The sequence below is a fragment of the Rossellomorea vietnamensis genome (genome assembly GCF_008180415.1).
Classification (GTDB): Bacteria; Bacillota; Bacilli; order Bacillales; family Bacillaceae_B; genus Rossellomorea; species Rossellomorea vietnamensis_C.
This window is the reverse complement of record NZ_VTEI01000006.1, coordinates 69,440-94,401: the sequence shown is the minus strand read 5'-3', so window position 1 is coordinate 94,401 and position 24,962 is coordinate 69,440. Positions and strand designations below refer to the sequence as shown.

Sequence of the window (24,962 nt, the reverse complement as noted above, 5' to 3'; positions counted from 1 at the left end):
GTATCCGGGGAAAAATTCCGCGCTTGGGATTTTTCCGAAAGCAACAATAATGCGAAAACAGCCATTAAAAAGGTAGAAGCTTATTTTGCTTCTACCTTTTTTTAGCGTTTAACGACGCTTCAGCCATCTTTACCATTTCTTTTACCATACTACCGCCAATTTTCCCGCCGACTTTTCCAGCTTCCCGTGCGCTAAGTTCCCCGTTAGAGCCTTTGGTTAAGGTGATACCCTGCTCTTTTGCTGCCTCATACTTCACTGCAGAAGGATCCTCTTGATGAAATAAGTCGGCTTTCATTTTATTCAGTGCCCTTTGAGATTCGGGGATGAGAGGCTTTCTTTTGCTCACGGCGATCATCCTTTCTTCTTAAGGTTCATGTACATCTTTATTATGATGCAAAGAGAGAAATATATCAGAATAATGTTGTAATTTAACTTAAATAGTGTAAAATTACACTAAGAAATAATAGTTAAATTTGGTAAATATGAGGTGAAATAATTGAAGAAACGGATAACCTGAAAGAAAGTATCACAAAGAGCGGCAATAGTGATGATTTTTTTCATAATTTACGGGTGTGTTTTTTTCACTGTGGATAATGACCCTGTTAGTTCTGAAATCGTCAGTGATATAGGCGGCTTGATGCCGACTAGAATAGAGCAGGTGACCAAGGGTGAGGAAGAACGGGAGATAGTGAAAACAGTTAAGAAGGCAGCCGATGAAAATCTTAAAGTGTCAATTGCCGGAAAGATGCACAGCCAGGGAGGACACACTTATTACCCTGGCAGCGTCGTATTGGATATGACCAGTCATAATAAGATACTGGATTTCAATACAGTTGAAAAAACCATACGTGTACAGAGCGGTGCGACCTGGGCAGACATACAAGAGGCAGCCAATCCACATGGGTTATCAGTGAAAGTAATGCAGTCCCAAAATATATTTACTATCGGAGGGTCGCTGTCTGTCAATGTACATGGCAGAGATATAAGGCATGGGGCATTAATTGAGACGGTCAATTCTTTCCGTTTATTGAAGCATGATGGAGAGATTATCAACGTATCCCGGACTGAAAATAAAGAATTCTTTCCATTGGTTATCGGAGGGTATGGGCTGTTTGGAGTTATTCTTGATGCAGAATTGCAACTGACCGATGATGAACTGTATGAAATGAAAACGACGGAACTACCATATGATGAATACAGTGATTTTTTTCTTGAAGAAGTAAAAGGCAATGAAGATGTTAAGATGCATCTTGCCCGAATCTCGACTGCTCCGGATACTTTTATGGAAGACATGTATATAACGGACTATATTCATTCAGACAGCCAGGATCTGCAGAAGAAGCATAATTCATTGAAAGATGAAAAAGGGACATTCATTTCTAAATTCATGCTTGGTATCTCCAGGAAATTCGATTGGGGAAAAGATCTCTTTTGGGGTATGCAGAAAACCTATTTTCAAGGCAAAGATGGCGACTTCACTACCCGGAATAATGCAATGAGGTCAGAATCCAAATTCATGGAATACGAAAGCCGGCGTGATACAGATGTCCTGCAGGAATACTTTGTTCCTATAGATAAATTCACCGCCTATATCGATGATTTAAGAGAAGTGCTCGATGAGGAGGAGTTGAACCTGGTGAACATTACCGTCCGTTACGTTGATGAAAATGAAGATGCTGTCTTGTCGTATTCCAAGGATGAGATGTTTGCACTAGTGCTGCTCATTAATCAGAGTAAATCGGCTGAAGGAAAAGAAGATACGGAAAAGGTTGTCAGAAAGATGGTAGATGTGACATTGAAGCATGGAGGAAGCTACTATCTTCCTTATTATGAATATCCTTCAAAGAAGCAGATGAAAGAGGCTTACCCAAGGACGGAGGAATTCTTCAAAAGCAAAAGAAAGCTGGACCCTGAAGAAGTATTCATGAATCACTTTTATGAGGAGTATGGTCAATGAGATATTTTGTGGTTTCACAGAGCTTTGCCATGATGGCCAGTTCGGTTTCTTTTCCATTCTACCTTCTTTTTATCAAAAACGTCGGATCCAACTTTTCCAGCTTCGGGTTTGCTTATGGACTGTTCATGCTCAGCTCTGCGCTGTTTCACCGCTGGATAGGAGCAGCTTCAGATAAAATTGGCAGCCGTCCCTTACTGATTGGATATGCATGGGGAATGGCATTCATCTTCCTATTAATACCTGAAGTAGATTCTCTAGCAGGTGTATATACACTCCAAGTCATATTGGGCTTATTGGGAGCTGTCCAAAAAACATGTGAAAAAACACTGGCAGGGGAAGTATTTCATGGTAAAGGAGCGGGGAAAAAGATTGGCGGCTATCATTTCTGGACGTCACTGTTTGCCTCCTTGGCTGTTTTTGCAACCGGCGTCCTGATCGACTTCTTTACTATAGCGATTATTTTTTATATAGCTTCTTTTTTGTTTTCCGGAAGCGGGCTGGCACTGCTGTTTTATAATAAGGAGCAGGAAGAGATAGTAGAAATGGAAGATCAAGCTGGGTAGATGAGGTATTCAAGTGAAATGTACCATGAAATCGGTGGGTTGGATAAGTTAATGGTACGATTAGCCGTTAAACGTACCATTAAAACTGAAGAGTGAAAAGAAATTGGTACGTTTAGAAGAACGTTCCATGAAGATCGAATCCCCGGGGAACTATAGGTCGTCTAGTTTGCCTCCCGCCCCGCTAAGTCATGCGCCGGGTCCAGAAATTCAAACTTTCAAACCTACCAACAACTTTACGAAAACAGCTAAAAATAAAAAGGAAAATGTATAAAAAAACTTTATACGGTTATACTCTTCTGATATGTAACGATGAATTCTTATGGTACGATAATATGTAAACTTATTCTTTTACATAGAAAGCAGTGAATCGTTTGGATCAGAAAGAAAAACTTGTCGTACTTATAGGGCCTACAGCTGTGGGAAAAACAGCTTCCAGTATACATCTGGCTAAGAAATTCAATGGAGAAATCATTAGTGGGGATTCCATGCAGATCTATAAATCGATGGACATTGGAACCGCCAAGATAACAGAAGAAGAAATGGAAGGTATTCCTCACCACCTTATAGATATTAGGGAACCTGAAGAGAGTTTTTCGGCAGCAGAATTTCAGGAGCTGGTCAGGAAAAAGATTTCTGAGATTCACAGCCGTGGAAAGCTTCCGATGATTGTAGGAGGAACCGGCTTATATATTCAGTCCGTCATCTACGATTATCATTTTACGGATGCTCCCGGTGATGAAGAATACAGAAGGAAATTGGAAAAAGAAGCCGAGGATCATGGCAATCAGGAAGTCCACCAACGATTGCAAATGGTTGATCCAAAAGCAGCTGGCAGCATACACCCTAACAACATCAGAAGGGTGATAAGGGCCTTGGAAATACATCACTGTACAGGAAAGACGATGTCTGAGTACCAGGAGAATCAGAATAACGAACTTCTGTATGACGTGGCACTAGTTGGCCTGATGATGGAAAGGGAATTACTTTACAGCAGAATCGACAGCAGGGTGGACATCATGCTGGAACAGGGACTTATTCAAGAAGTAAAAGCACTTTTTGACAAAGGGCTGAAAGATGTACAATCTATCCAGGCGATTGGGTATAAAGAAATTTACGAGTTTCTTGAAGGAAGAGTCACTTTAAATGATGCAGTTGAAAACCTGAAACAGAACTCTAGAAGATATGCCAAGCGGCAGTTAACATGGTTCCGCAATAAAATGGATGTAGAATGGTTTGATATGAGCAGCACGAGGGAAAAGAACAAAAAAATTGAAGAGATATCGGATTTTGTTGCAGGAAAGCTAGGGTTATAGTCGAATAGTTAAGGTAGAGATAGAAGAGGAGGACTTATCATGAAACAAGCAATTAATATTCAAGATCAATTTCTTAATCAATTACGTAAAGACAACACTCAAGTAACCGTATTCTTATTGAATGGGTTCCAAATCCGGGGGCTAGTTAAAGGGTTTGACAACTTTACCGTACTTTTTGAGTCAGAAGGCAAGCAGCAATTAGTTTATAAGCATGCTATTTCCACCTTCTCGCCTCAGCGCAACGTTCAAATTAATTTCGACGAAGCTCAATAAAATTTGATTGAATGATAAAGCACGCCGGTAATTTGCCGGTGTGTTTTTTTTATTTCGGATTTGTTCAAAAAGGCTCTTTTCGCAAAAATTGCTGTTGTTTAAATGCAATTGATTTGCGCTCCAGACGTACGACTCCGCGGCTTCGCCTGCGGGGTCTCACCTGTCTTTAAAAGTAGAAGCGCCTTGGTCAGCCCCGAGGGGCTAGGCGCTGGAACTAGACGACCGCTAGTCCCGCAGGAAGTCTCACGTCTTCCGCTCCAATCCCTTCTACGTAAAAGGGTAGAGGGCTGGTGTCTTTCCCTATTTAGGAGCAAAAACAGAAAAGATTATAAAATACATAACAATATTATTGTAAACTAAATAGTTTGTCATCCCATTCAACACAATCTAAATTTTAATAATGATTTCATTCTTAAATGAATAGGATGATAAGAGAGCTTTCTAAGCGTTTTAACTGGGCATTTGTCACCGTTAAAAACCTCCAGACGTATACTGTATAGAATGGTGAGGTGAATTTATGGAACAGCCGATGAGAATGAAAAATAATGGACAAATAAGTATTGTATTAAATTCACATAAACGTAATCCTGTTCGGGAAATGAGAAAGGCTGAGGAACCAGTTAAGGTTCTTCCTCAGGAGCATGCAGCACTAAAGGAAATCGAAGCGGAACTGGCCTCATTAGTCGGCATGGACGATATGAAAAAAATGGTGAAAGAAATTTACGCCTGGATCTATGTGAATAAAAAGAGGGAGGAAGCAGGGCTTAAAGCGGGTAAGCAGGCCTTGCATATGATGTTTAAAGGAAATCCCGGGACTGGAAAAACGACCGTCGCCAGATTGATAGGAAAATTGTTTCTTAAAATGAATGTTCTTTCTAAAGGCCATTTGATTGAAGCGGAAAGAGCTGATCTTGTAGGAGAATATATCGGACATACGGCCCAGAAGACCAGGGACCTGGTGAAAAAGGCAATGGGCGGAATTCTGTTTGTAGATGAAGCGTACTCTTTAGGACGAGGAGGGGAAAAGGATTTCGGGAAGGAAGCCATTGATACTCTGGTAAAACATATGGAAGACAAACAGCATGAATTTATACTTATCCTTGCAGGGTATTCACGTGAAATGGATCAATTTCTTACTTTGAACCCTGGTCTTCATTCACGTTTTCCCTTAGTATTTCAATTTCAGGATTATTCCGTTGACCAGTTAATGGAGATAGGAAGAAGAATGCTCACTGACAAAGAATATGAATTGAGTATAGATGCAGAAAGAAAAATCAGAGAACACCTTCTTCAGGTGAAGACGGCAATCAGCCCGGCAGCATTTTCTAATGGAAGATATGTCAGAAATGTAATTGAGAAATCGATAAGATCTCAAGCTATGCGCCTGCTTTTGCAAAATACCTATGACCGCCATGAGTTGATGACAATTAGAAGTAATGACTTGTTATTTCCATCGGCCGAAGAATAGAAAAGAGCCAGTACAGGACTGACCCTGACTGGCTCTTTTTTTTGCTCAATAAATAATAAATCAAACTCCGGGGAGAACTTTAAGAACGTTAACCTTTTAATTGATCGATCATCTCTATCCCTTTTTCAGTGATTTCCGTTCCTTTTCGGCCTTTATGAATTACCAAGCAGCCCAAGTCTTCAAGTTCTTTCATTCTAGTCCTGATTTGATGAAGAGAAAGGGTATGTCTGGTTTCGTTGAGCATTTCTTTCAATTCCTGCCTGCTGTCATTTTTATTTTGGGCAAACAGCACCTTTATTGCTGTGAGAAGAGCAAGATACTCTTTTTTCCTCCTTTCACTGCCTCGGTGAAAGCAAAGCTCCTTCTTCATAACCGAATAATTCACTTTCGAAGAGATAATCAGGAAGTGCTCCGCAGTTGATTACCAGAAAGGGGTCATGTTTTCTGGATGATTCATTGTGAATGGCGGAAGAGAATAATTCTTTCCCAGTTCCCGTTTCATGTCCCAAAGTCAGCCTCTTGGATACATGAACTCGTGCAGAAGGGGAAGAAGATGTCTGCAAGTCAGTGTATTGGATACAGAATTTGTGAAGAAAGAAAAAAGATGTCTTCACTCATGAGCAACTCGAAGGTTTATTGGCAGTGGATAGTGAATGAAATACACTAAAAGTGACTATGAACCTAAAGGGTTCTGTTTCCGAGTACAAAATTAACAATTGTATATCAAAAGGAATGTCAAACCGCATTGACTTTGGCACACCTTATTTTGTTGATTTAAGGGTAATCTTGCTAGTAACTCTGTTCAATTGGTAATACAAAATGTACCCTAAATAGCAAATGACAGAACTTTTTGTTCTACAAAATTTGATGCACAATTTCCTATAACCAATACTAATAAATAGGAGAGTAGTTAATTATAAAAAATCTTACAATAATTTGATTGGAACGGAAGGTGCGTGATCTCCTGCGGGGCTAGCGTGACAGGTGAGACCCCACAGGCGAAGCCGAGGAGGCTCACCCCACGCCCCGCGGAGTCACGCACCTGGAGTGGAAATCAACAGACATTGTTTCCGGGTACGAATCACTTAACCTTTTCTTTGGCTAATTAGAAGTTTGTACTTCAAAACAGAACCCGTTACTATGAACCAGATTTTTCTTTTTGAAAGAATACCGTTTCTATAAAAAGATTCCTCTTCATATAAATACAAAGAAAGTCCTAATGAGGGAGGTCTTCTTGGTGGAAAAAGGACAACAAAATGAAAAATTGTCATCTCAGGATGAACAGTATATATGGCATTCTATGAAGCCGTATGATCCCGGTGGTACTATGGTGATTGCAGAATCGGATGGCTCATGGCTAACAGATCATAATGGCAGCAAATATTTAGATGGAATGGCAGGATTGTGGTGTGTGAATGTCGGCTATGGCCGGAAGGAATTGGCCGATGAGGCATACGAGCAATTAAAGAAAATGTCATATTACCCTTTGACCCAAAGTCATCCTCCTGCTATTAGATTAGCTGAGAAACTAAATGAGATGCTCGGAGGAGACTACGTCATTTTCTTCTCCAATAGCGGATCGGAAGCCAACGAAACGGCTTTTAAAATTGCCCGTCAATATCATCAGCAGCAAGGAGAAGGAAGCCGTTACAAGATTGTTTCGCGTTACAGGGGTTATCACGGAAATACGATGGGTACACTTGCTGCAACCGGGCAGGCGCAAAGGAAATACAAATATGAACCCTTGGCGCCGGGGTTTATCCATGTTCAGCCTCCTGATACTTACCGGGATGAAGTGCCTGAGGATACACCACCACATAAGCTTCCTGGTGTAAAAGCTGTTGAGAGCGTGATGACTTGGGAGTTGAGTGAAACAATTGCGGCTGTGATCATGGAACCGATTATCACAGGAGGCGGTATACTGCTTCCTCAAGAAGGATACATGAAAGGGGTAATGGAAGTTTGTGAGAAGCACGGAGCTTTATTAATCGTTGATGAAGTGATCTGCGGATTCGGCCGGACAGGGAAACCGTTTGGATTTATGAATTATGAAACGAAGCCAGACATTATTACGATGGCAAAAGGCATCACCAGTGGCTATCTTCCACTTGCGGCTACAGCAGTCAAGCGTGAAATATATGAAGCGTTCAAGGGAAAAGGTGAGTACGAATATTTCAGGCATATCAATACATTTGGAGGAAATCCTGCTGCGTGTGCCCTGGCTCTGAAAAATATTGAGCTCTTGGAGGACGAAAAGTTGTTTGAGCGTTCTGTAGAATTAGGTGAATTCGCTCTCTCTACTTTGAAAAAGGAGCTGCAGGGGCATAAGTATGTAGGGGATATACGGGGAAAAGGTTTGTTAATTGGCATTGAGCTGGTTTCGGATAAAGACACCAAAGAACCTTTAACGGCTGATAAGGTGAATAGTGCAGTTGGATACTGTAAATCAAAAAAGGTCTTAATAGGAAAGAATGGGGCAACTGTTGCAGGCTTTAATAATGTTTTGGCGATCTCTCCTCCATTAAGCATCAAAACGGCCGACTTGGAATTTCTTTTAAGGACGGTTTGCGATGCTGTCCTTAATCTTGAATAAATAGCAGAGATGCCTGACCTGCACCTTATAGCATTATAAATATAAAGGTAAAAGAAATACTCTAAGACAATCATTCCTCAGGATTTTAAATAGGTGAATAGCACAAAAAAAGCTTGATCCACCGGGGATCAAGCTTCTTTGTTGTCATTGAAATGCTTTAATATTCTTATTTGGCAGTCTCCATTTGTAGGAATATGACAATACTCTTAGAGAAGTAGTCATAATGAAGAGAGTGTATAATTCCCAAGGTTCAGTTACAAGTTTTAATCCGATGGCGGCACCGCAAAGAACGGCCCATACTGCATAAATCTCAGATCTTAGAACCAGCGGCTTTCTGCCGGCGAGAAGATCACGTATGATTCCGCCTCCACTGCCTGTTAAAACCGCTGCAACGATGATGGCGCTGAGAGGATGATTCATTTCTGATGCATATAGTGCTCCCTGAATGGCAAAAGCAGATAATCCAATAGCGTCAAAGAAGTTGCCCCACCGTCTCCAATGGCGGAGCAGGTTGTTAGGGAATAAGAAAACTGCGGTAATGGACAGGAGTGCAATTTGGAAAAGAAACCCTTGTTCCCAAAGAGCAGAGACCGGAACGCCGATCAGCAGGTTCCTTATTGCTCCTCCTCCGAATGCAGTAACGATACCTAAAATATACACCCCGAGAATGTCATATTCTTCTTCCATGGCGATAATTGCTCCTGAAACGGCAAAAGCAATTGTGCCGACAATACTTAGAACTTCCCAAGTCATAGCTGTTCCTCCTTTGCTGTCGATTCCGGAATTCCTTTAACACATAAGCGCAGAGAGTGGTTTTTGCTCCATGCAAGAATGCGTTGATCTGTTAAAGAAACTCTGCATGATGATTAACTTTAGTCTCTATTCAAACATATTGATTTTAACATGCAATCTTAGTTTTGCAACCTTTTTTTATCACATATTTAGAAAGGTTAAACATAGTGTTTACATTTTGTTTTTGATATGATGAAAAATAGCAAATCTAATAGGAAAGAAGGATTCTGTTTGGAAGAAAAAATGATCGAAAAAGCGTTATTAGTCGGATGTCAGATTGAAGAAGATGATCAAAGGTTTCGGTACTCAATGGAAGAGCTAGAGTCGTTGACGGAAACAGCGCAGGCTGAAGTTTCTGCAACCCTTACTCAAAAGAGGGAGCGTAAACACCCGAAAACCTATATCGGAAAAGGGAAAGTGGAAGAGCTTGTTGCGCTGGAAGAGCAATTTGAACCGGATCTTATCATTTTTAATGATGAACTATCTCCAAGCCAGATCCGAAACTTGTCGGAACAGCTTGAAGCAAGAGTCATAGACCGGACTCAATTGATTCTCGATATCTTTGCCCAGAGAGCCCGATCAAAAGAAGGGAAACTGCAGGTTGAATTGGCCCAGCTTCAATACATGCTGCCCCGCCTGGTTGGTAAGGGAACAGCGATGTCCCGTCTGGCGGGCGGTATCGGCACAAGAGGTCCTGGTGAGACGAAGCTTGAGAGTGACCGCCGCCATATCAGACGGAGAATAGATGATATTAAAAAAGCCCTGCAAGTGGTTGTGGAACACCGTGAGCGCTACAGGGAACGGAGGAAAAAGAATAAAACGTTCCAGATGGCTCTTATGGGCTATACAAACGCAGGTAAATCTACTCTTTTCAATAGAATATCCATTGCGGAGTCTTATGAAGAGAATCAATTGTTTGCGACGCTGGATCCTTTAACGAGAAAGTTGATCCTGCCGAGCGGATACACCGCTTTGGTGACGGATACAGTAGGATTCATTCAAGATCTGCCTACTGCCCTGGTAGCGGCCTTCAGGTCTACATTGGAAGAAGTTAAGGAAGCTGACTTGCTGCTGCATGTCGTCGATAGTTCGAATCCGGATTACAACAATCATGAAAAAACTGTGCAGTCTCTTCTGGAAGAACTCGGGATGAACCACATTCCCCAGTTGACAATTTACAATAAACGCGACCAGATGCATCCTGATTTTGTGCCGGACAGCGGCAGCGATAAAATCATCATCAGCGCATTGAATGAAGAAGACAGAGCGGCTCTTAAAGATAAAATGGAAAGCATCGTCATAGAGCAGATGGAAGCGTATCATGTTCATCTTCCTTCAGATGAGGGGAAATTACTGTCGCAGTTGAAAAACGAAACAATCGTAAGAAAGCTCCAGTTTAATGAAGAAACCCACGAGTATGAAGCGAAAGGATATTCTTTATCAGATCATCCTATGACGGGAAGCATCAAAAAATTTCAAAAGTAATACAAAAAACAATTCAGAAATGTAATTTTTCTATAATTGAAATCTGCACCTTTAGAAGGAGAAACAGATGTATCAGTACTTAACTTACGGAAAAGAATTACAATCCATAGCAGAAAAAGCAGAAGCGAAAATTAGTGACATTCATAAAAGAATCGACCGCCGTGCTGAAGAAAATCAGTTCAGGGTGCTAACTTCTTTTCAAAAACATCGTGTAAGCGATTCCCACTTCATCCCGACCACAGGGTACGGATATGACGATATTGGAAGAGATACGCTTGAGCAGATCTATGCAGATGTGTTCGGTGGTGAAGCAGCACTTGTTCGCCCGCAGATCATTTCCGGCACGCATGCCATTTCCATTTCACTGTTTGGAATTCTGCGCCCAGGTGATGAATTGTTATATATCACAGGAAAACCTTATGATACTTTGGAAGAAATTGTAGGGATTCGAGGGAAAGGCACAGGATCATTAAAGGAGTTTGGGATCGGATATGACTCGATCCCGCTGAATGAAGATGGTTCAGTAAATTTTGATTCAGTATCAAAGGCTATGAAGCCCAATACCAAGATGATCGGAATCCAGCGTTCGAAGGGCTACGCCAACCGTCCTTCATTTACCCTTGAGCAAATCGAAGTGATGATAAAGTTTGTAAAGGAAATCAATCCCGATGTAGTGGTATTCGTTGATAATTGTTATGGCGAGTTTGTTGAAGATATGGAGCCTTGCCACATTGGAGCTGACCTTATTGCGGGATCGCTGATTAAAAACCCAGGAGGCGGCCTTGCGAAAACAGGAGGATATATCGCAGGGAAGAAAGACCTTGTGGAAGCCTGTTCTTATCGAATGACTTCTCCTGGGATTGGAGCGGAAGCGGGTGCATCATTATATTCTTTGCAGGAGATGTATCAAGGTTTTTTTGCGGCTCCTCATGTGGTCGCTCAAGCTTTGAAGGGAGCTGTCTTTACGGCTGCCATACTAGAAGGATTTGGCATGAGTACAGATCCTGCCTGGGATGCTGATCGTACTGACTTGATTCAATCTGTGCAATTCAATGACAAAGAGAAAATGGTGGCTTTCTGTCAGGCGATTCAGTTTGCTTCACCTATTAATTCGCATTTTACGCCCCACCCGGATTATATGCCCGGATATGAGGATGATGTGATTATGGCAGCTGGGACATTTATTCAGGGAGCGAGCATCGAGCTTTCTGCAGATGGCCCGCTTCGCCCCCCGTTTACTGCGTATGTCCAAGGAGGCTTAACATACTCTCACGTAAAGATCGCGATATTGACAAGTATAAATAAGTTGATGGAAAAAGGTTTAATCACTATAAAATAAGGATAATTATACTTTAAAAGGATAGCTTAAAAATGAGCTGTCCTTTTTTATTGAAATTTCATGTGAGAAAACCTAACATTCCTTTGACAATATTCCTTACATAACATATAATGAAAGCAAGAAGGAGGTGAATCGGGATGAGTGGAAGTGAAATTAGACGAAGCATGCCATTGTTTCCCATGGGAATTGTGATGCAGCTGACTGATTTGACTGCTCGCCAGGTTCGCTACTATGAAGAGAATGAATTGATCTTCCCGGCAAGAACAGAAGGGAAGCGCAGGCTCTTCTCCTTGAATGATATCGATAAATTGCTGGAAATTAAGGATTTATTGGATCAAGGAATCAACATGGCTGGTATTAAGAAAATTTTTGCTGTGAAAGAAGAACATAAAGGAACAGAAGCCGACAAACAGCAAACAGAAAAAGCTAAGCCGGATCTTTCCGACAACGAACTGAGAAAATTATTAAGAAACGAACTTCTTCATGCAGGGCGTTTCAACAAATCTTCTCTTCGTCAAGGAGATCTATCACGCTTTTTCCACTAAAAACACAATATTTTAGATAATCTTGAGGAGGAATTAGTTAAGATGGGAAAGTTTACTCGTGAAGACATTTTACAAATGGCTGACAAGGAGAATGTAAAGTTCATTCGTTTGCAGTTCACCGATATCCTGGGAACAATCAAAAACGTTGAAATCCCGGTAAGTCAGTTAGGAAAAGCTCTTGATAATGAAATGATGTTTGACGGTTCTTCAATCGAAGGTTTTGTAAGAATTGAAGAATCCGACATGAAATTATATCCTGACTTTGATACTTGGGTTGTATTCCCTTGGACAGCTGAAAAAGGTAAAGTTGCACGTCTTATCTGTGACATCTACAATCCGGACGGAACTCCATTTGGAGGAGATCCACGCAGCAACCTGAAAAGAGTTCTTAAAGAGATGGAAGAGCTTGGATTCTCAGACTTCAACCTTGGACCTGAGCCGGAATTTTTCCTCTTTAAGCTTGATGTAGAAGGACAGCCGACATTAGAATTGAATGACAACGGCGGATATTTTGACCTTGCTCCAACAGATCTTGGGGAAAACTGCCGCAGAGATATCGTACTAGAACTAGAAGAAATGGGCTTTGAAATCGAAGCGTCCCACCACGAAGTAGCACCAGGACAGCACGAAATCGATTTTAAATATGCATCCGCACTTAAAGCATGTGATGATATCCAGACGTTCAAGCTTGTTGTAAAAACAATTGCGCGTAAGCACGGACTTCACGCAACATTCATGCCGAAGCCGCTGTTTGGTGTGAACGGTTCTGGTATGCACTGCAATATGTCCCTGTTCAAAGAAGGGAAAAACTCGTTCTTCGATGAAAGCGGAGAGCTTCAATTAAGTGAAACTGCACGTCAGTTCCTGGCTGGAACAATCAAACATGCGACTGGATTCACGGCCGTTACGAACCCGACAGTCAATTCTTACAAACGTCTGGTTCCTGGTTACGAAGCACCTTGCTACGTTGCATGGTCTGCGCAAAACCGCAGTCCGTTGATCCGTATTCCTGCTTCCCGCGGTATGAGTACTCGTGTTGAAGTGAGAAGTGTCGATCCTGCTGCTAACCCTTACCTTGCAATGTCTGTATTGCTTGCGGCTGGTTTAGACGGAATTAAGAACGAAATGAAAGCTCCAAAGCCAGTTGACCGCAATATCTATGTTATGAACAAAGAAGAGCGCGAAGAAGCCGGAATTGAAGATCTTCCAGCAAACCTTTCCAATGCGCTTGATGCACTGAAGAAAGATGAGGTAATGGTGAAAGCACTAGGCGACCATATCTTTGAACACTTCATTGAAGCAAAAGAAATCGAGTGGGATATGTTCCGTACTCAAGTTCACCCTTGGGAGCGCGAGCAGTACCTGCAGATGTATTGATCCAAATTGTTCAACCCCTGACGCATTTTGCGTCGGGGGTTTTTTATGTGAGCTATTCATACTGTGGATGCCGGGAGATGATTAACGGCATTAATGATTTCTATTATGTAAGGCAGCCAGAGACCAGTTCAGCAGAGTGATCCGGTTGAAGTGGTGACAAAAAGCATTTTAGAGACCAATATCGCCGGAAAATCCAGATGAAGTGGTGTGTAAAAGTATTCAAGAGACCAGTACAGTAGAGAGATCCAGTTGAAGTGGTGTCAAAAAGTATTCAAGGGACCAGTTCAGTAGAAAGATCCAGTTGAAGTGGTGTCAAAAAGTATTCAAGAGACCAGTCCCGCAGGAAAACCCAGATGAAGTAGTGTTTAGAATGACCCTTGAGTCATTGCTGGTAAAATCCCTGAATGAATTGATCTTCCTTATATCGTTATAAACAGAAGTATTTAAAAAAACCTTGCCATAAAGATACATATGCGCCAAATTTTCAGCTGAAAAAGAAGGGGGTTTTACTGAAGAGGTTGAGAAAATAAAGGTCTTTTTGACTATACCGAATGAGGGGTTATCCAGTTGACTATGGAAATATTTCATAATCAGACAACCTTTTTACGAATTTTATAGTTTTAAACTCCTAATTTTATCCATTTTCAGAATTTCAAATATATTCAGTTAACGTCGAAAATCTGCTAGAATCCTATTAACAAGAGTCATTACATACTCTCAGCGCAGATATCCTATGACTCTTGGCATCTAACAGAAAAGGAGGGAAAGCTGTCGAAAGCTGCTTTAGGAAGAATGGTATAAAGAATTTTGCTTTCAAAAAAATGAAAACGGAGGAATGTTTATGAAAATCAAAAAAATTGCCGCCTTATCCCTTGCTGCATCACTTGCCCTGTTCCCTAGCTTCGGAGGTAGTGCTTTTGCAAAGGATTCAAACCCTCTAGAGAATGCTCCCAAAAATTCAGCAGTAAAAGTCAATCTTGAAAAAGGCAGTTATGCCAAAGGCGAAGTCATCGTCAAATTTAAGGATAGTGTCAGCAAATCAAAAGAAGGAAGCGAACTGAATAAACTTGGTGCTTCCGAAGTGAAGGATACTGATGCAGTAAAATCCGATTATAAGGTGTTAAAGGTAGGAAATGTAGAGGCGGTTGTAAAAGCGCTGAGCAAAAACCCTAATGTAGAATACGCGGAGCCTAACTATAACTTTGCCTCCACCTGGACTCCTAATGATACTTACTATCAGGGCTATCAATACGGACCGCAAAACACTGATACAGACTTAGCGTGGAATGTAACAAGAGGAAGCAGTTCACAGGAGATTGCCATCTTAGATTCTGGAGTGGACTATAACCATCCTGACTTGGCCAGTAAAACAATCCGCGGCTATGATTTTGTAGACAATGATTATTACCCAATGGATTTAAACGGCCATGGAACACACGTTGCGGGGACTGCTGCTGCAATTACAAATAACTCCCGAGGGGTAGCAGGGATGGCGCCGAACACTAAAATTCTAGCTGTTCGTGTCTTAGATGCAAATGGTAGCGGATCTTTGAATGACATTGCTGACGGTATCCGTTATGCTGCCGATCAAGGTGCTGAAGTCATCAACCTTTCGCTTGGCTGCGATTGTAATACAACAACTTTAGAAAATGCGGTCAACTATGCTTGGAATAAGGGATCTGTCGTCATCGCTGCAGCAGGGAATGACGGAGTGTCCACAACATTCGAGCCTGCTTCCTACTCAAATGTTATTGCTGTAGGTGCTGTTGATTCACGTGACCGCAGAGCTTCATTCTCTAACTACGGCTCTTGGGTAGACGTTACTGCTCCTGGTGTGGATATTGCTTCAACTGTTCCTAACAATGGATACTCTTACATGTCAGGAACATCCATGGCATCTCCTCACGTTGCGGGACTTGCTGGATTATTGGCAGGTCAGGGACGCAGCAACTCCCAGATCCGTGCCGCCATTGAACAAACAGCAGATCCTATCAGTGGAACAGGATCTTACTTCCAGCATGGCCGTATCAACTCTAACGCTGCTGTAAGATACTAAATTGAAAAAGGCAGTCCTAAACAAATTGTTTAGGGCTGTTTTTTTAGTGAGGAAATAAAATTAGTTAATAAGGATTAAAAAAGGAAAAGAGGTTTTAGATGCTTTCTAAGATGCAATGATAAATTGCTTTCGAAAGCAAAGAATAAATAAGACGAACAGCTTAAAATCAATACTAAAAAACCTATTCATATGTTAAAATTAGGAAACAAATTTAGTGGCAGCTGAATTAAGAGATAAAGAGAATTTTAATACATTTTAATTAAATGCTTTTTTGTAAACTTTGTTGCAATTTTAGATTACCTTCGTAGGATAACTGCTTTATATCCTGCTAAGGCTCCCCGTTTAGAATTAGAAATCTTAGTATCCGGAGGGCGATACTGACGAAAGCAAAATTAATGCAAAAACAGTCTGTTTAATAGGATTTCTTCTAATTAATTGCTGATTGAGAATGCAATCTTACCGTCATCCTCTTTTTGTAGGAGGATTGAAGCGGAATGCGTACGATCTCCTGCGGGACTAGCGGGACAGCTGAGACCCCGCAGGCGCAGCCGAGGAGGCTCAACGCCCGCCCCGCGGAGTCGTACGCATGGAGCGGAAATCCAATTCGTTAAAGCAGCAATAATCTTTTAGAAAACAGCCAAATAAAAAAAAGAAGGTATACTGGATGAAAAAACTGTTATTGATCGTATTATTTTCTTTCCCAGTAATGTTAGCGGGGTGTTCCAAAAATGAAGAAGACACAAAGGAACACATAGGGGTTATTGGCGAAGGAGAAGCCTTTGATTACACCTATATCATGCTGAAAGAGAAGGAAGGATTCACCTGGGAAATTGGCTATAAAGGGGAAAGATCTTTAATAGAAGAAACAGCTGCAAACGAAGAGGATGTAATGCACTACATGGAGGCAGTAAGTTCTGCTAAAGCTCAGTTCTGGCAGATTGTTGTTTCCATTACTTACTTACTAGCCGTTGCTTGTTTAACTCTTTTCCTTTTTATTAAGAAAAGAAATCTGTTTAAGGAGACCATTACCGTTATCGCTGTTTTTGCTGGATTCGGAATATGGAACGCTATGGATGGTTCATTAGACTTAAATCATTCTCTGCTTGCCATTGAAGCCAGCTACAGAGTGCTGACCATCTAAAATGAATCATGGTTAGGAAAGGCTTATATTCATGTGCTCTCATTTGGAAAATTCCTTTTAAGCTTACTTATATCTGGTTTTTAAAGAAAAATAGATAACATATACAAGAGGGGGCAGGCTTCTGTCTCATTTTAGTTAGTCTGTAAGTCAGAAAATAACCTATTTATATATGTAGGAAAGGCGGAGGGGTAATGTTTAAGGTATATACGAATGCGGTTGAAGGATACAAAGGCATGGAGGTTCCTTACTCCATTGTAAGTAAAAGTGAAGGGTGTAAAAATATAGCCATCATTTTACCAGGGGCCGGCTATACTGTTCAATCACCTCTTCTGCATTTTTCCACAAGTGTATTTCTTAACAAGTCATTTGATGTTTTGCAGATCAATTATCGCTATAATGACAAATTGTATGATGATTTCAGTATGGCTGAAATTAGTGAAGCTATCAAAGTGGATGTTAATACTGTCATCGATGAAGTTTTTTTCCATAACAGCTATGAAAATATTTATCTTATTGGGAAGTCACTGGGGACCATTCCTTTGGGAGGAGTTTTAAATAGGGAAGATTTCAGCAATGCCAAGGCAATTTGGCTGACACCTTTAATTCAAAGAGAGGATGTTCTTGAATCCTTGGTGGGAAGCAAAAATAAAGGTTTATTATTCATTGGTGATCAAGATCCATATTACATTTCGGAAAGATTTGAAGAAGTAAGTAAGAATCCTAATGTCACAGCAAAGTTAATTCCTGAAGTCAATCATATTCTCGAATACAATGAGAAGACCCTAGACTCCATTGATGTTTTAAAAAGAATACTAGGGGATATTTATCACTTCTAAATAAAAAGTTGAGGAGGCGAGAGGATGCTTGGTCTTCCAAGAGGAGAAGTCTTTATAGTTCCGTGGAGTGATGAGTGGGAAAGCGAATTTGAACGGGAAAGGGAACAAATTCACAGGGTTCTGGGCAGCCTCGTGAAAGTCCACCATATCGGAAGCACCTCTGTTAGGAATTTAAAGGCAAAACCGATTATTGATATCGCTGTTGAAATAGAAGATTTTAATTACGGAGAGAAATTTGCGCTGCCTCTTGAAGGGCTTGGCTATTCTTACAGAGGTTCAAATATTCTCCCCGATAGGCATTACTTCAATAAAGGGGAACCCAGAACCCACCAAATCCATATGTATCAAAGAGGAAGTCAATACTTGATTCAGCAGCTGAAATTCAGGGATCATTTAAGAAACCACGAGCAAGACAGGAAGAAGTATGAAAAGCTGAAATTACAATTAACACAGCAAAATAAACGGGACAAGCATCAATATGCAGATGATAAGACCGAGTTTGTGTCAGAGGTCTTGAGGAAAATTTTATGAATGGATTTGTTCATGGCTCCTAATATCCAGGTCTGGCAGCATCTGTATGGCATTTATAAAAAACAGTCTTTTTACTGCATTGTATTTACAATCAATTGAGGTGTGAAAGTGCAAAATAAATTCATTAGGGGAACGTTCTTTTTAACAGCAGCGGCCCTTATATCCAAAGTTCTTGGTTTCATATATATCATTCCATTCACAGCTCTTGTCGGGACACAAGGCTTTGCTCTCTACGGTTATGCTTATGGTCCCTATACTATACTTTTAAGTATTTCCACTATCGGCCTTCCTCTGGCAGTCTCCAAATTTGTGGCCAAATACAACGAATTAGGCAACTACAGAGCAGGGTTGAGACTTTTGAAATACGGTATGTATTTAATGATTTTGAGCGGGGGAATATCCTTTGTTGTCTTGTATGTCCTGGCGCCTTATTTAGCAGAAGTGGTGGTCGGAGCGAATGAATCTTCAGGAAATACAATGGAGGATGTTCAATCTGTGATACGCCTGGTGAGCTTTGCTTTGTTGATTATACCAGCCATGAGTATTTTTAGAGGTTTTTTTCAGGGAAGCCAGTCAATGGGTCCTTCCGCAATAAGTACAGTGATTGAGCAGGTAGTCAGGATAACCTTTATCCTTGTTGGGGCATACCTGATTATTCACGTGTTTGAAGGAACGGTGGCTAATGCCGTTGGGGCAGCTGTTTTTGCAGCATTTGCAGGAGGGGCAGCTGCTTTTTGTGGTTTGCTCTTCAGTTTCATTAAACGAAGAGGGGTTATTAAGAGACAGAGGGATGAAAGTCCGGATAACGAAGATTTACCTATTTTCTCAATAATGAAAGAATTAATAGGGTACGCTATTCCATTTGTGATAACCGGGCTGGCGATACCAATCTACCAGAACATTGATATATTTACCATAAACGAACTATTTGTATCAGCAGGCTACACATTAGGTGAAGCAGAAACGATTAATTCAGTGATGAGAATGTCGCTGATCCTAGTCATGGTTCCTTTATCACTGGCAACTGCCTTTGGGATGTCTCTTATCCCCGAAATTACCTCAGCTTATACGAGGGGAAAAGCAAAGGAAGTTAATAGTCAAATTTCTCAATCGATGCTGGTCATGATGTTTTTTACTCTGCCGGCTGGTATAGGTTTAAGTATACTCGGAAAGCCGGTTTATACGATGATCTTCGGAACGGGAAACAGCCCGGAGCTTGGCGGATTGGTATTGCAATGGTACGCTCCGGCAGCAGTCGTATTAGCTCTTTTTACCCTGACTGCGGCAATTATGCAAGGAATTAATCAGCAGAAGAAACTGATTATTGGGATTACAATTGGAGTCCTGGTAAAGATATTCTTGAACTTGGCGCTTGTCAGTTCTTTGGAAGTTGCAGGGCCCATCATAGCAACCTACATGGGGTTTTCGGTATCTATTCTTTTTAATGTCTATAGGATTAAGAAAGGTGTCGGTTTTAAAATGGCTCCCTTTTTACACTCTTTAAGAGAAGTGACCTTATTAGTTATCGTTATGGGATCAGCAGTTTGGGGAGTGAAAACTCTCGTAGAATTATGGCTGCCTGCTTCTATCGGTGACTTTTTTGGATCGGTCCTCATTTCTATTATATCCATCATAGCCGGGCTCCTTGTTTACCTTGGAGGGGGAGTGAGGATGCGCTCTGTAAAAAATCTATTCATGAGTATAAAGAATGATAGTTTTTCAGATTGATACCGTTGATACGTAATGAGGTACCACAATGGAAAATGTGGACTGCAACCTTGTCGGCCAAATACTTTTTAAAGGATAAAGTGAAACAACTCTAATGAGGATCCATATTCTTTAAGAGGAATCGGGAGAACCTTTGTCGAATGACTAAAAATAAAAACTAAAATGAGGAGTGTTATTAATGTGCGGGATTTGTGAGTAGACACGAATTAAGAGACCATAATTTACCGAAAGAACGGGATAAACTTCTACAGTGCATCCTGAATGATTTAACCAATGACCCAGATGTATTAGGGATTTATTTAGGAGGTTCGCTGGCTAAGGGGAATTATGACCGCTATTCGGATATAGATTTACATATCATTGTCTCTCCGGAATCCAGGAATGAATTTATTCGAAACAAGTGCGTACGGCCGAGAAAATGGGGAACTGTTTTATTTTTTGAAGGACATCCAAGTACGCCGGTAATTGTTTCCCACTTTGATTGTTTCGTTAAAGTGGATACCTTTTATAAAGAACCTGGTGAGTTGACCCCCCTCTCTTTGGCTGTCTGGATTGAAAGCACTTTATGATCCAGAGGGGATCGTGGAAAAGGTTTTAGAGGCTTCCTCAAAATTAAAATACAGCCCTTTTGCGGAAGAAGTGGAAGCATGGAGAGGAAAGGTGCTTGCTTTTATCCATGAAACGTACCGGTCTGTCATGAGAAATGAACGATATTATGCATTAGCCAATTTAGATAGATTAAGATGGCTGATTGTCCAAGGCTGGTATATGGAAAATGACCAGCGGATAGACAGTTCTTATGGCATCTGGTCTAAGCTTGAAGGTGAAAGAAGCTTGCTGGAAGATTGGCAGCTGGCTTTACTGGACAGCTGGGAATCAACCCGTGATTCGGCGGATATCATGAAAACTGTAAGCAGTATTTTACCTGAGTTTTTCAAGTTGAACAAACAGCTTTCCAGTCAAACAGGAATAAAGGAAAACGAAGCCTGGTGCAGGGAAGTTATCGATAAGGTGATTTAGTTTTGAAAGAGGCGGCTGCTTGTTACTGGAGCAACCGTTTTATTTTTTTGGAAGGTAAAGATCTCAAAGGGCTGAAACGATTTTCGACTGGAGGCAAATTGTTATGAAATTATTAAAAGGTAAGGTTGCAGTTGTCGCTGGAGGCACAAGAGGGGCTGGACGCGGGATCTCTGTAAAACTTGGTGAAGCTGGTGCAACTGTATATGTCACTGGAAGGTCGACTCTTCACAGCCCATCGCCCATGGGACGAAAAGAAACGATTGAAGAGACGGCAGAATTGGTTACACATGCTGGAGGTTTAGGAATTCCGGTAAAGACGGATCATACAATTGAATCTGATGTCATTGAGCTATTTGAGAGGGTCAAAGCAGAAAGTGGGAGACTCGATATCCTTATCAATGATGTATGGGGTGGAGACCTTCTGACAGAATGGGGAAAAGCGATTGGTGAACATAGTTTGGCAAAAGGTCTTCAAATGCAGAGGCAGGCAGTAGAATCACATATCATCACCGCTCATTATAGTATTCCCTTATTAAAACAAAGTGGCGGCGGCCTGATTGTGGAAATTACCGATGGGGTAGATTATAAGCCTCGTGGGAATTTTTACTATAGTTTGGCTAAAGTATCCAACATTCATACTGCTCAAGCAATGGCGGAGGATCTAAAGGATGATCGTATTACCGCTATTGCAGTCACCCCTGGATTTTTAAGATCAGAAGCAATGCTTGAACTTTTTGGTGTGACAGAAGAAAACTGGAAAGAGGGAGCCAATAAAGACCCTCATTTCATTGCTTCAGAATCGCCTTATTATATTGGAGAAGCGATTCGCTGCTTGGCATCGGATCCTGAAATACATAGCAGGACAGGCAGGGTTTTCAGCACATGGGAATTGTCCGAAGAATATGGCTTTAAGGATATCGACGGAACCCAGCCTCATTGGGGGAATTATTTTAAGCGGCACGTAGAGGGATGAGCTTTACGAAATTTTGAGAAAGATGAAAATAATTACCAAAGCAGCAAGGGACTGATATATAAATATGAATCAACTCTCGTTAACCTTATTAGGGAAGCAAAAATTAAAGTGGGCCAGAAGTGAATTGCGACCATTAGAAAAGGATGAAATATTGATTCAAACAATTGCAGGAGCTATCAGTATCGGAGCTGAATTGCCTCAATACAACGAGTCAGATGTAACAGACCCTGACCCCGTTTATCCAAAGGAAACGGGATATGAAAGTTTTGGAAGAATCCTGAAAACAGGACAGGCGGTAAAAGGATTGAAAGCAGGCGATCACGTGCTGTCTTTTTACGGCCATAAAGATTTCGCTATTGTCAATGCTGATAAAGTGGTCAAAGTTCCTGAGAGTATTGATTATACTCATGCGTTATTAAATACTTTATCTTGTGATGCAGGAAAGGGGGTGCTTAAGCTCCAGCCTCAACCAAGCGATAGAGTAATAGTTACCGGCGCAGGTGTGATGGGGCTTTTAACCATCCATTTTCTAAAAAACTATACGAAGGTAAAGCAGGTTGATGTCTTAGAGCCAGACGAACATAGAAGAATACTTGCTAAAGAATTTGGAGCGGTGAATGTTTACAGCAGAGAAAATGAAATTTCGCAAGATGGTTATGATTTTGGATTGGAATGCTCGGCAAGCAGTAAAGCCTTTAAGCTCTTATTACGATCATTGAAAGTAAGTGGAGAAATTTGCATACTATCTGATGGAAATAAAGACCTTTTTTATCTGGATGAAAACTTCTTCAATAAAGAGTTAAAGTTAATCGGCTCGAGCGATGGATGGGACTATCAAGAACATTCCAAATGGTTCTTCAAGGAAAGCGAATCAGCGGAATATTTAACTAAATTATTTGATTATAAAATTAGACACCATGAACTTATCGATTGTTTTGCTGACATTAGCATGCTAAAGATCAACCCTTTAAAAGTGCTTGTTACCTATGATTCTTAGTTTTACTATTATTTGAAAAGATTTGCTTATTTCACGAAAGAACTCAATAGATCACTAAGACTGATAAATTGACTCCAATGGAATAAAAAGAGAAAGGCCAGTCCTCAAAGGCGCAATCAAGGAGGGAAACAGTGAAAGAAGGAATCGCTTATCTGACCATTTTACTCGTTAGTTCATTCGTGTTTTTTCTACTTATCACGAGCTGGCTGGAAACCGGAGAGCCGGCAATTGTGTTTGTACTGATCATATTAGCAGTGGATAAAATTATGGATAAGAACAAGTGGCTGATTGAGGGGTATTTGAAGAGGTATAATAGGGATAAGTCAGTGGAAAAGGGAAATATCTGATTCAGAGAACAAATATAATTTTATAAGGCAATCTATAAAGGATCGCCTTATTTATGTCATGAAATACATTGTTATGAAGAAAGTCTCCCAATTTAGTTGGGAGACTTTTCACATTCTACTCATTATTTATGTTTTTGGCTGTACTTTCCCGTTTTTTCTCACTTTCAGAAACGATAAGTGCACAAGCAGCATCGCCAGAAATATTAATCGAAGTTCTTGCCATGTCGAGTAATCTGTCAATACCGAGAATCAAGCCAATGCCTTCAACAGGAAGGTTCACGCTGCTCAATACCATTGCGAGCAGAATGAGTCCTACACCAGGGACACCGGCTGTTCCGATGCTGGCTAGCACGGCAGTCAGGACTACAGTAACCAATTCTCCGATAGAAAGGTCAACACTGTATACCTGGGCAATGAAAACCGTGGCAACCCCCTGCATGATCGCAGTCCCATCCATGTTGATGGTTGCACCTAATGGTTGTACGAAAGAGCTGACAGGCTCAGAAACCTTCAATCTTTTTTGTGCAGTCTCCATTGAAATTGGAAGGGTTGCGTTACTGCTGGATGTACTAAAGGCCACACTCATAGCCGGACTGAAATTTTTGAAGAACCATAGTGGACTTTTGCGAGCCAAAAGCATTACAGCTCCTCCATAAGTGACTGCAGCATGGACCACTAAGGCAAGAATGACTACCATCATATACAGCCACATGGCCTTGATGGCTCCCCAGCCCTGGCTTCCAATTGCTGAAGCAATCAATCCGAATGTGCCGTATGGGGCAAATTTCATAACCAGGATCACGAGATACATCAGCAGGTCATTTGCCTGATCAAACAATTTCAGTATCCCTTTTGTTTTGTCTCCCAATGCCGTCAAACCAAACCCAATAAAAATGGCAAATGCAATAATTTGCAGCATATTTCCCTCGGTCATTGCAGTGAGCGGATTCTTAGGAATGATGTTCATTAGTGTCTCGCCGACGGGAGGAGCTTCCTCTGTTTCAAAACCTTCATTATTCTTCGTGTCTATTCCCTCAACAAGTCCGGGATCAATAACATTCGCCAGTGAAAGTCCAATGACAATCGCGATGCAGGTTGTCAGAAGAAAGAATAGGATTGTTTTGATACCGATCCTTCCGAGCTTTTTAGGATCTCCAAGGCCGGCTGAGCCAAGTACAATCGACACAAACACAATGGGAACCACGAGCATGGAAATTAAATTAAGGAAGATTCTACCTAATGGAGTAAATAAATAAGGATCTGCTATATCAAATACATCTGTTGCAAAGATATTCAATAATAAGCCAGTAATGGCACCAGCAATTAAGCCGATGATGATTTTGCTAGTCAAACCAAGTTTCATACGATTTCCTCACCTTCTTTTTTTAGGCAAAATATTTTCAGGTTTTTCCCTTTTTAAGCGCATGCCAAACCTCCTAGTTGGAATCTGAGGGCTGGGCGGCTGCCTATCAGGATGTCAACGAATTTTGTACATTACTTTAATAAAAGAGTTTTATGTATAGCTGTTTTCGCATATATTGCTGCTGTCGAATATCCTGGATGCAAAGAGTTTCCTCTCTATTGGGAGAGGAGTTCAATTCCTATAATAATTACCATGTTATCCCGAT

General features: G+C 41.1%; 25 protein-coding genes. 20 read left to right on the top strand and 5 right to left on the bottom strand.

Annotated elements, in window-relative coordinates:
• Nucleotides 1–91 precede the first annotated feature (91 nt).
• Nucleotides 92–355 carry an alpha/beta-type small acid-soluble spore protein gene (locus FZC78_RS12725; protein WP_353733577.1) on the bottom strand — a complete coding sequence of 88 codons (264 nt, stop codon included), beginning with the start codon at nt 353–355 and terminating at the stop codon, nt 92–94.
• A gap of 192 nt (nt 356–547) precedes the next feature.
• Between FZC78_RS12725 and FZC78_RS12720 the strand changes: the two genes are divergently transcribed.
• The 5 genes from FZC78_RS12720 (at nt 548) to spoVK (ending at nt 5,574) form a co-directional block, all read left to right on the top strand.
• The gene (locus FZC78_RS12720; protein WP_148940084.1) at nt 548–1,957 is read left to right on the top strand and encodes an FAD-binding oxidoreductase; all 1,410 of its coding nucleotides are present in this window, start codon (nt 548–550) and stop codon (nt 1,955–1,957) included.
• Entirely contained in the window at nt 1,954–2,520 is a 567-nt protein-coding gene (locus FZC78_RS12715) for an MFS transporter (RefSeq protein ID WP_148940083.1), read from the top strand. The genes FZC78_RS12720 and FZC78_RS12715 overlap by 4 nt, the downstream gene beginning before the upstream one ends.
• 371 nt (nt 2,521–2,891) lie before the next feature.
• The gene (miaA, locus tag FZC78_RS12710) at nt 2,892–3,833 is read left to right on the top strand and encodes a tRNA (adenosine(37)-N6)-dimethylallyltransferase MiaA (RefSeq protein WP_148940082.1); all 942 of its coding nucleotides are present in this window, start codon (nt 2,892–2,894) and stop codon (nt 3,831–3,833) included.
• A 39-nt stretch (nt 3,834–3,872) separates the two neighbouring features.
• Nucleotides 3,873–4,106: an RNA chaperone Hfq gene (hfq, locus tag FZC78_RS12705; protein ID WP_148940081.1), complete on the top strand. Its 234-nt coding sequence runs from the start codon at nt 3,873–3,875 to the stop codon at nt 4,104–4,106.
• A gap of 517 nt (nt 4,107–4,623) precedes the next feature.
• Nucleotides 4,624–5,574, top strand: a complete 951-nt coding sequence (gene spoVK, locus FZC78_RS12700; RefSeq protein WP_148940080.1) for a stage V sporulation protein K — start codon at nt 4,624–4,626, stop codon at nt 5,572–5,574.
• Between the two features lie 88 nt (nt 5,575–5,662).
• Here spoVK and FZC78_RS24300 read toward each other — a convergent pair whose 3' ends face one another.
• Together FZC78_RS24300 and FZC78_RS24295 are read right to left on the bottom strand one after the other, a co-directional pair.
• Entirely contained in the window at nt 5,663–5,944 is a 282-nt protein-coding gene (locus FZC78_RS24300; protein WP_148940079.1) for a winged-helix domain-containing protein, read from the bottom strand.
• A complete protein-coding gene (locus FZC78_RS24295) occupies nt 5,910–6,083 on the bottom strand; it encodes a sigma 54-interacting transcriptional regulator (protein ID WP_435874110.1) in 174 nt (57 codons plus the stop codon). The genes FZC78_RS24300 and FZC78_RS24295 overlap by 35 nt, the downstream gene beginning before the upstream one ends.
• A gap of 725 nt (nt 6,084–6,808) precedes the next feature.
• Here FZC78_RS24295 and FZC78_RS12685 point away from each other — a divergent pair.
• Nucleotides 6,809–8,167: an aspartate aminotransferase family protein gene (locus FZC78_RS12685; RefSeq protein WP_187444929.1), complete on the top strand. Its 1,359-nt coding sequence runs from the start codon at nt 6,809–6,811 to the stop codon at nt 8,165–8,167.
• A 144-nt stretch (nt 8,168–8,311) separates the two neighbouring features.
• Here FZC78_RS12685 and FZC78_RS12680 read toward each other — a convergent pair whose 3' ends face one another.
• Nucleotides 8,312–8,920 carry a trimeric intracellular cation channel family protein gene (locus FZC78_RS12680; RefSeq protein ID WP_148940076.1) on the bottom strand — a complete coding sequence of 203 codons (609 nt, stop codon included), beginning with the start codon at nt 8,918–8,920 and terminating at the stop codon, nt 8,312–8,314.
• A gap of 282 nt (nt 8,921–9,202) precedes the next feature.
• Between FZC78_RS12680 and hflX the strand changes: the two genes are divergently transcribed.
• From hflX to FZC78_RS12615, 14 genes are all read left to right on the top strand, one after another.
• Nucleotides 9,203–10,444: a GTPase HflX gene (hflX, locus tag FZC78_RS12675; RefSeq protein WP_148940336.1), complete on the top strand. Its 1,242-nt coding sequence runs from the start codon at nt 9,203–9,205 to the stop codon at nt 10,442–10,444.
• A 67-nt stretch (nt 10,445–10,511) separates the two neighbouring features.
• Nucleotides 10,512–11,783, top strand: coding sequence for an aminotransferase class I/II-fold pyridoxal phosphate-dependent enzyme (locus tag FZC78_RS12670; RefSeq protein WP_148940075.1), 1,272 nt, complete (start codon nt 10,512–10,514; stop codon nt 11,781–11,783).
• Nucleotides 11,784–11,920: 137 nt separating this feature from the next.
• Nucleotides 11,921–12,328 carry a MerR family transcriptional regulator gene (locus FZC78_RS12665; protein ID WP_148940074.1) on the top strand — a complete coding sequence of 136 codons (408 nt, stop codon included), beginning with the start codon at nt 11,921–11,923 and terminating at the stop codon, nt 12,326–12,328.
• A 42-nt stretch (nt 12,329–12,370) separates the two neighbouring features.
• A complete protein-coding gene (glnA, locus tag FZC78_RS12660; RefSeq protein WP_148940073.1) occupies nt 12,371–13,705 on the top strand; it encodes a type I glutamate--ammonia ligase in 1,335 nt (444 codons plus the stop codon).
• Nucleotides 13,706–14,546: 841 nt separating this feature from the next.
• Nucleotides 14,547–15,761 carry a S8 family peptidase gene (locus tag FZC78_RS12655; RefSeq protein WP_148940072.1) on the top strand — a complete coding sequence of 405 codons (1,215 nt, stop codon included), beginning with the start codon at nt 14,547–14,549 and terminating at the stop codon, nt 15,759–15,761.
• Nucleotides 15,762–16,425: 664 nt separating this feature from the next.
• Nucleotides 16,426–16,902, top strand: coding sequence for a hypothetical protein (locus FZC78_RS12650; protein ID WP_148940071.1), 477 nt, complete (start codon nt 16,426–16,428; stop codon nt 16,900–16,902).
• A gap of 191 nt (nt 16,903–17,093) precedes the next feature.
• Nucleotides 17,094–17,738: an alpha/beta hydrolase gene (locus tag FZC78_RS12645; RefSeq protein WP_148940070.1), complete on the top strand. Its 645-nt coding sequence runs from the start codon at nt 17,094–17,096 to the stop codon at nt 17,736–17,738.
• 24 nt (nt 17,739–17,762) lie between these two features.
• Complete coding sequence (locus tag FZC78_RS12640; protein ID WP_148940069.1) at nt 17,763–18,269, top strand: GrpB family protein; 507 nt, start codon at nt 17,763–17,765, stop codon at nt 18,267–18,269.
• A gap of 108 nt (nt 18,270–18,377) precedes the next feature.
• Nucleotides 18,378–19,997, top strand: coding sequence for a putative polysaccharide biosynthesis protein (locus FZC78_RS12635; protein WP_148940068.1), 1,620 nt, complete (start codon nt 18,378–18,380; stop codon nt 19,995–19,997).
• A 191-nt stretch (nt 19,998–20,188) separates the two neighbouring features.
• Complete coding sequence (locus FZC78_RS24290) at nt 20,189–20,566, top strand: nucleotidyltransferase domain-containing protein (RefSeq protein WP_252183611.1); 378 nt, start codon at nt 20,189–20,191, stop codon at nt 20,564–20,566.
• Between the two features lie 13 nt (nt 20,567–20,579).
• On the top strand, nt 20,580–21,017 hold the full coding sequence (locus tag FZC78_RS24285) for a hypothetical protein (RefSeq protein WP_252183610.1): 438 nt from the start codon (nt 20,580–20,582) through the stop codon (nt 21,015–21,017).
• Between the two features lie 103 nt (nt 21,018–21,120).
• On the top strand, nt 21,121–21,990 hold the full coding sequence (locus FZC78_RS12625; protein ID WP_148940067.1) for an SDR family oxidoreductase: 870 nt from the start codon (nt 21,121–21,123) through the stop codon (nt 21,988–21,990).
• 64 nt (nt 21,991–22,054) lie between these two features.
• On the top strand, nt 22,055–22,987 hold the full coding sequence (locus FZC78_RS12620) for a zinc-dependent alcohol dehydrogenase (protein ID WP_148940066.1): 933 nt from the start codon (nt 22,055–22,057) through the stop codon (nt 22,985–22,987).
• 131 nt (nt 22,988–23,118) lie between these two features.
• The gene (locus FZC78_RS12615; RefSeq protein ID WP_148940065.1) at nt 23,119–23,334 is read left to right on the top strand and encodes a short-chain dehydrogenase; all 216 of its coding nucleotides are present in this window, start codon (nt 23,119–23,121) and stop codon (nt 23,332–23,334) included.
• A gap of 115 nt (nt 23,335–23,449) precedes the next feature.
• Here FZC78_RS12615 and FZC78_RS12610 read toward each other — a convergent pair whose 3' ends face one another.
• A complete protein-coding gene (locus FZC78_RS12610; protein WP_148940064.1) occupies nt 23,450–24,697 on the bottom strand; it encodes a dicarboxylate/amino acid:cation symporter in 1,248 nt (415 codons plus the stop codon).
• Nucleotides 24,698–24,962 lie beyond the last annotated feature (265 nt).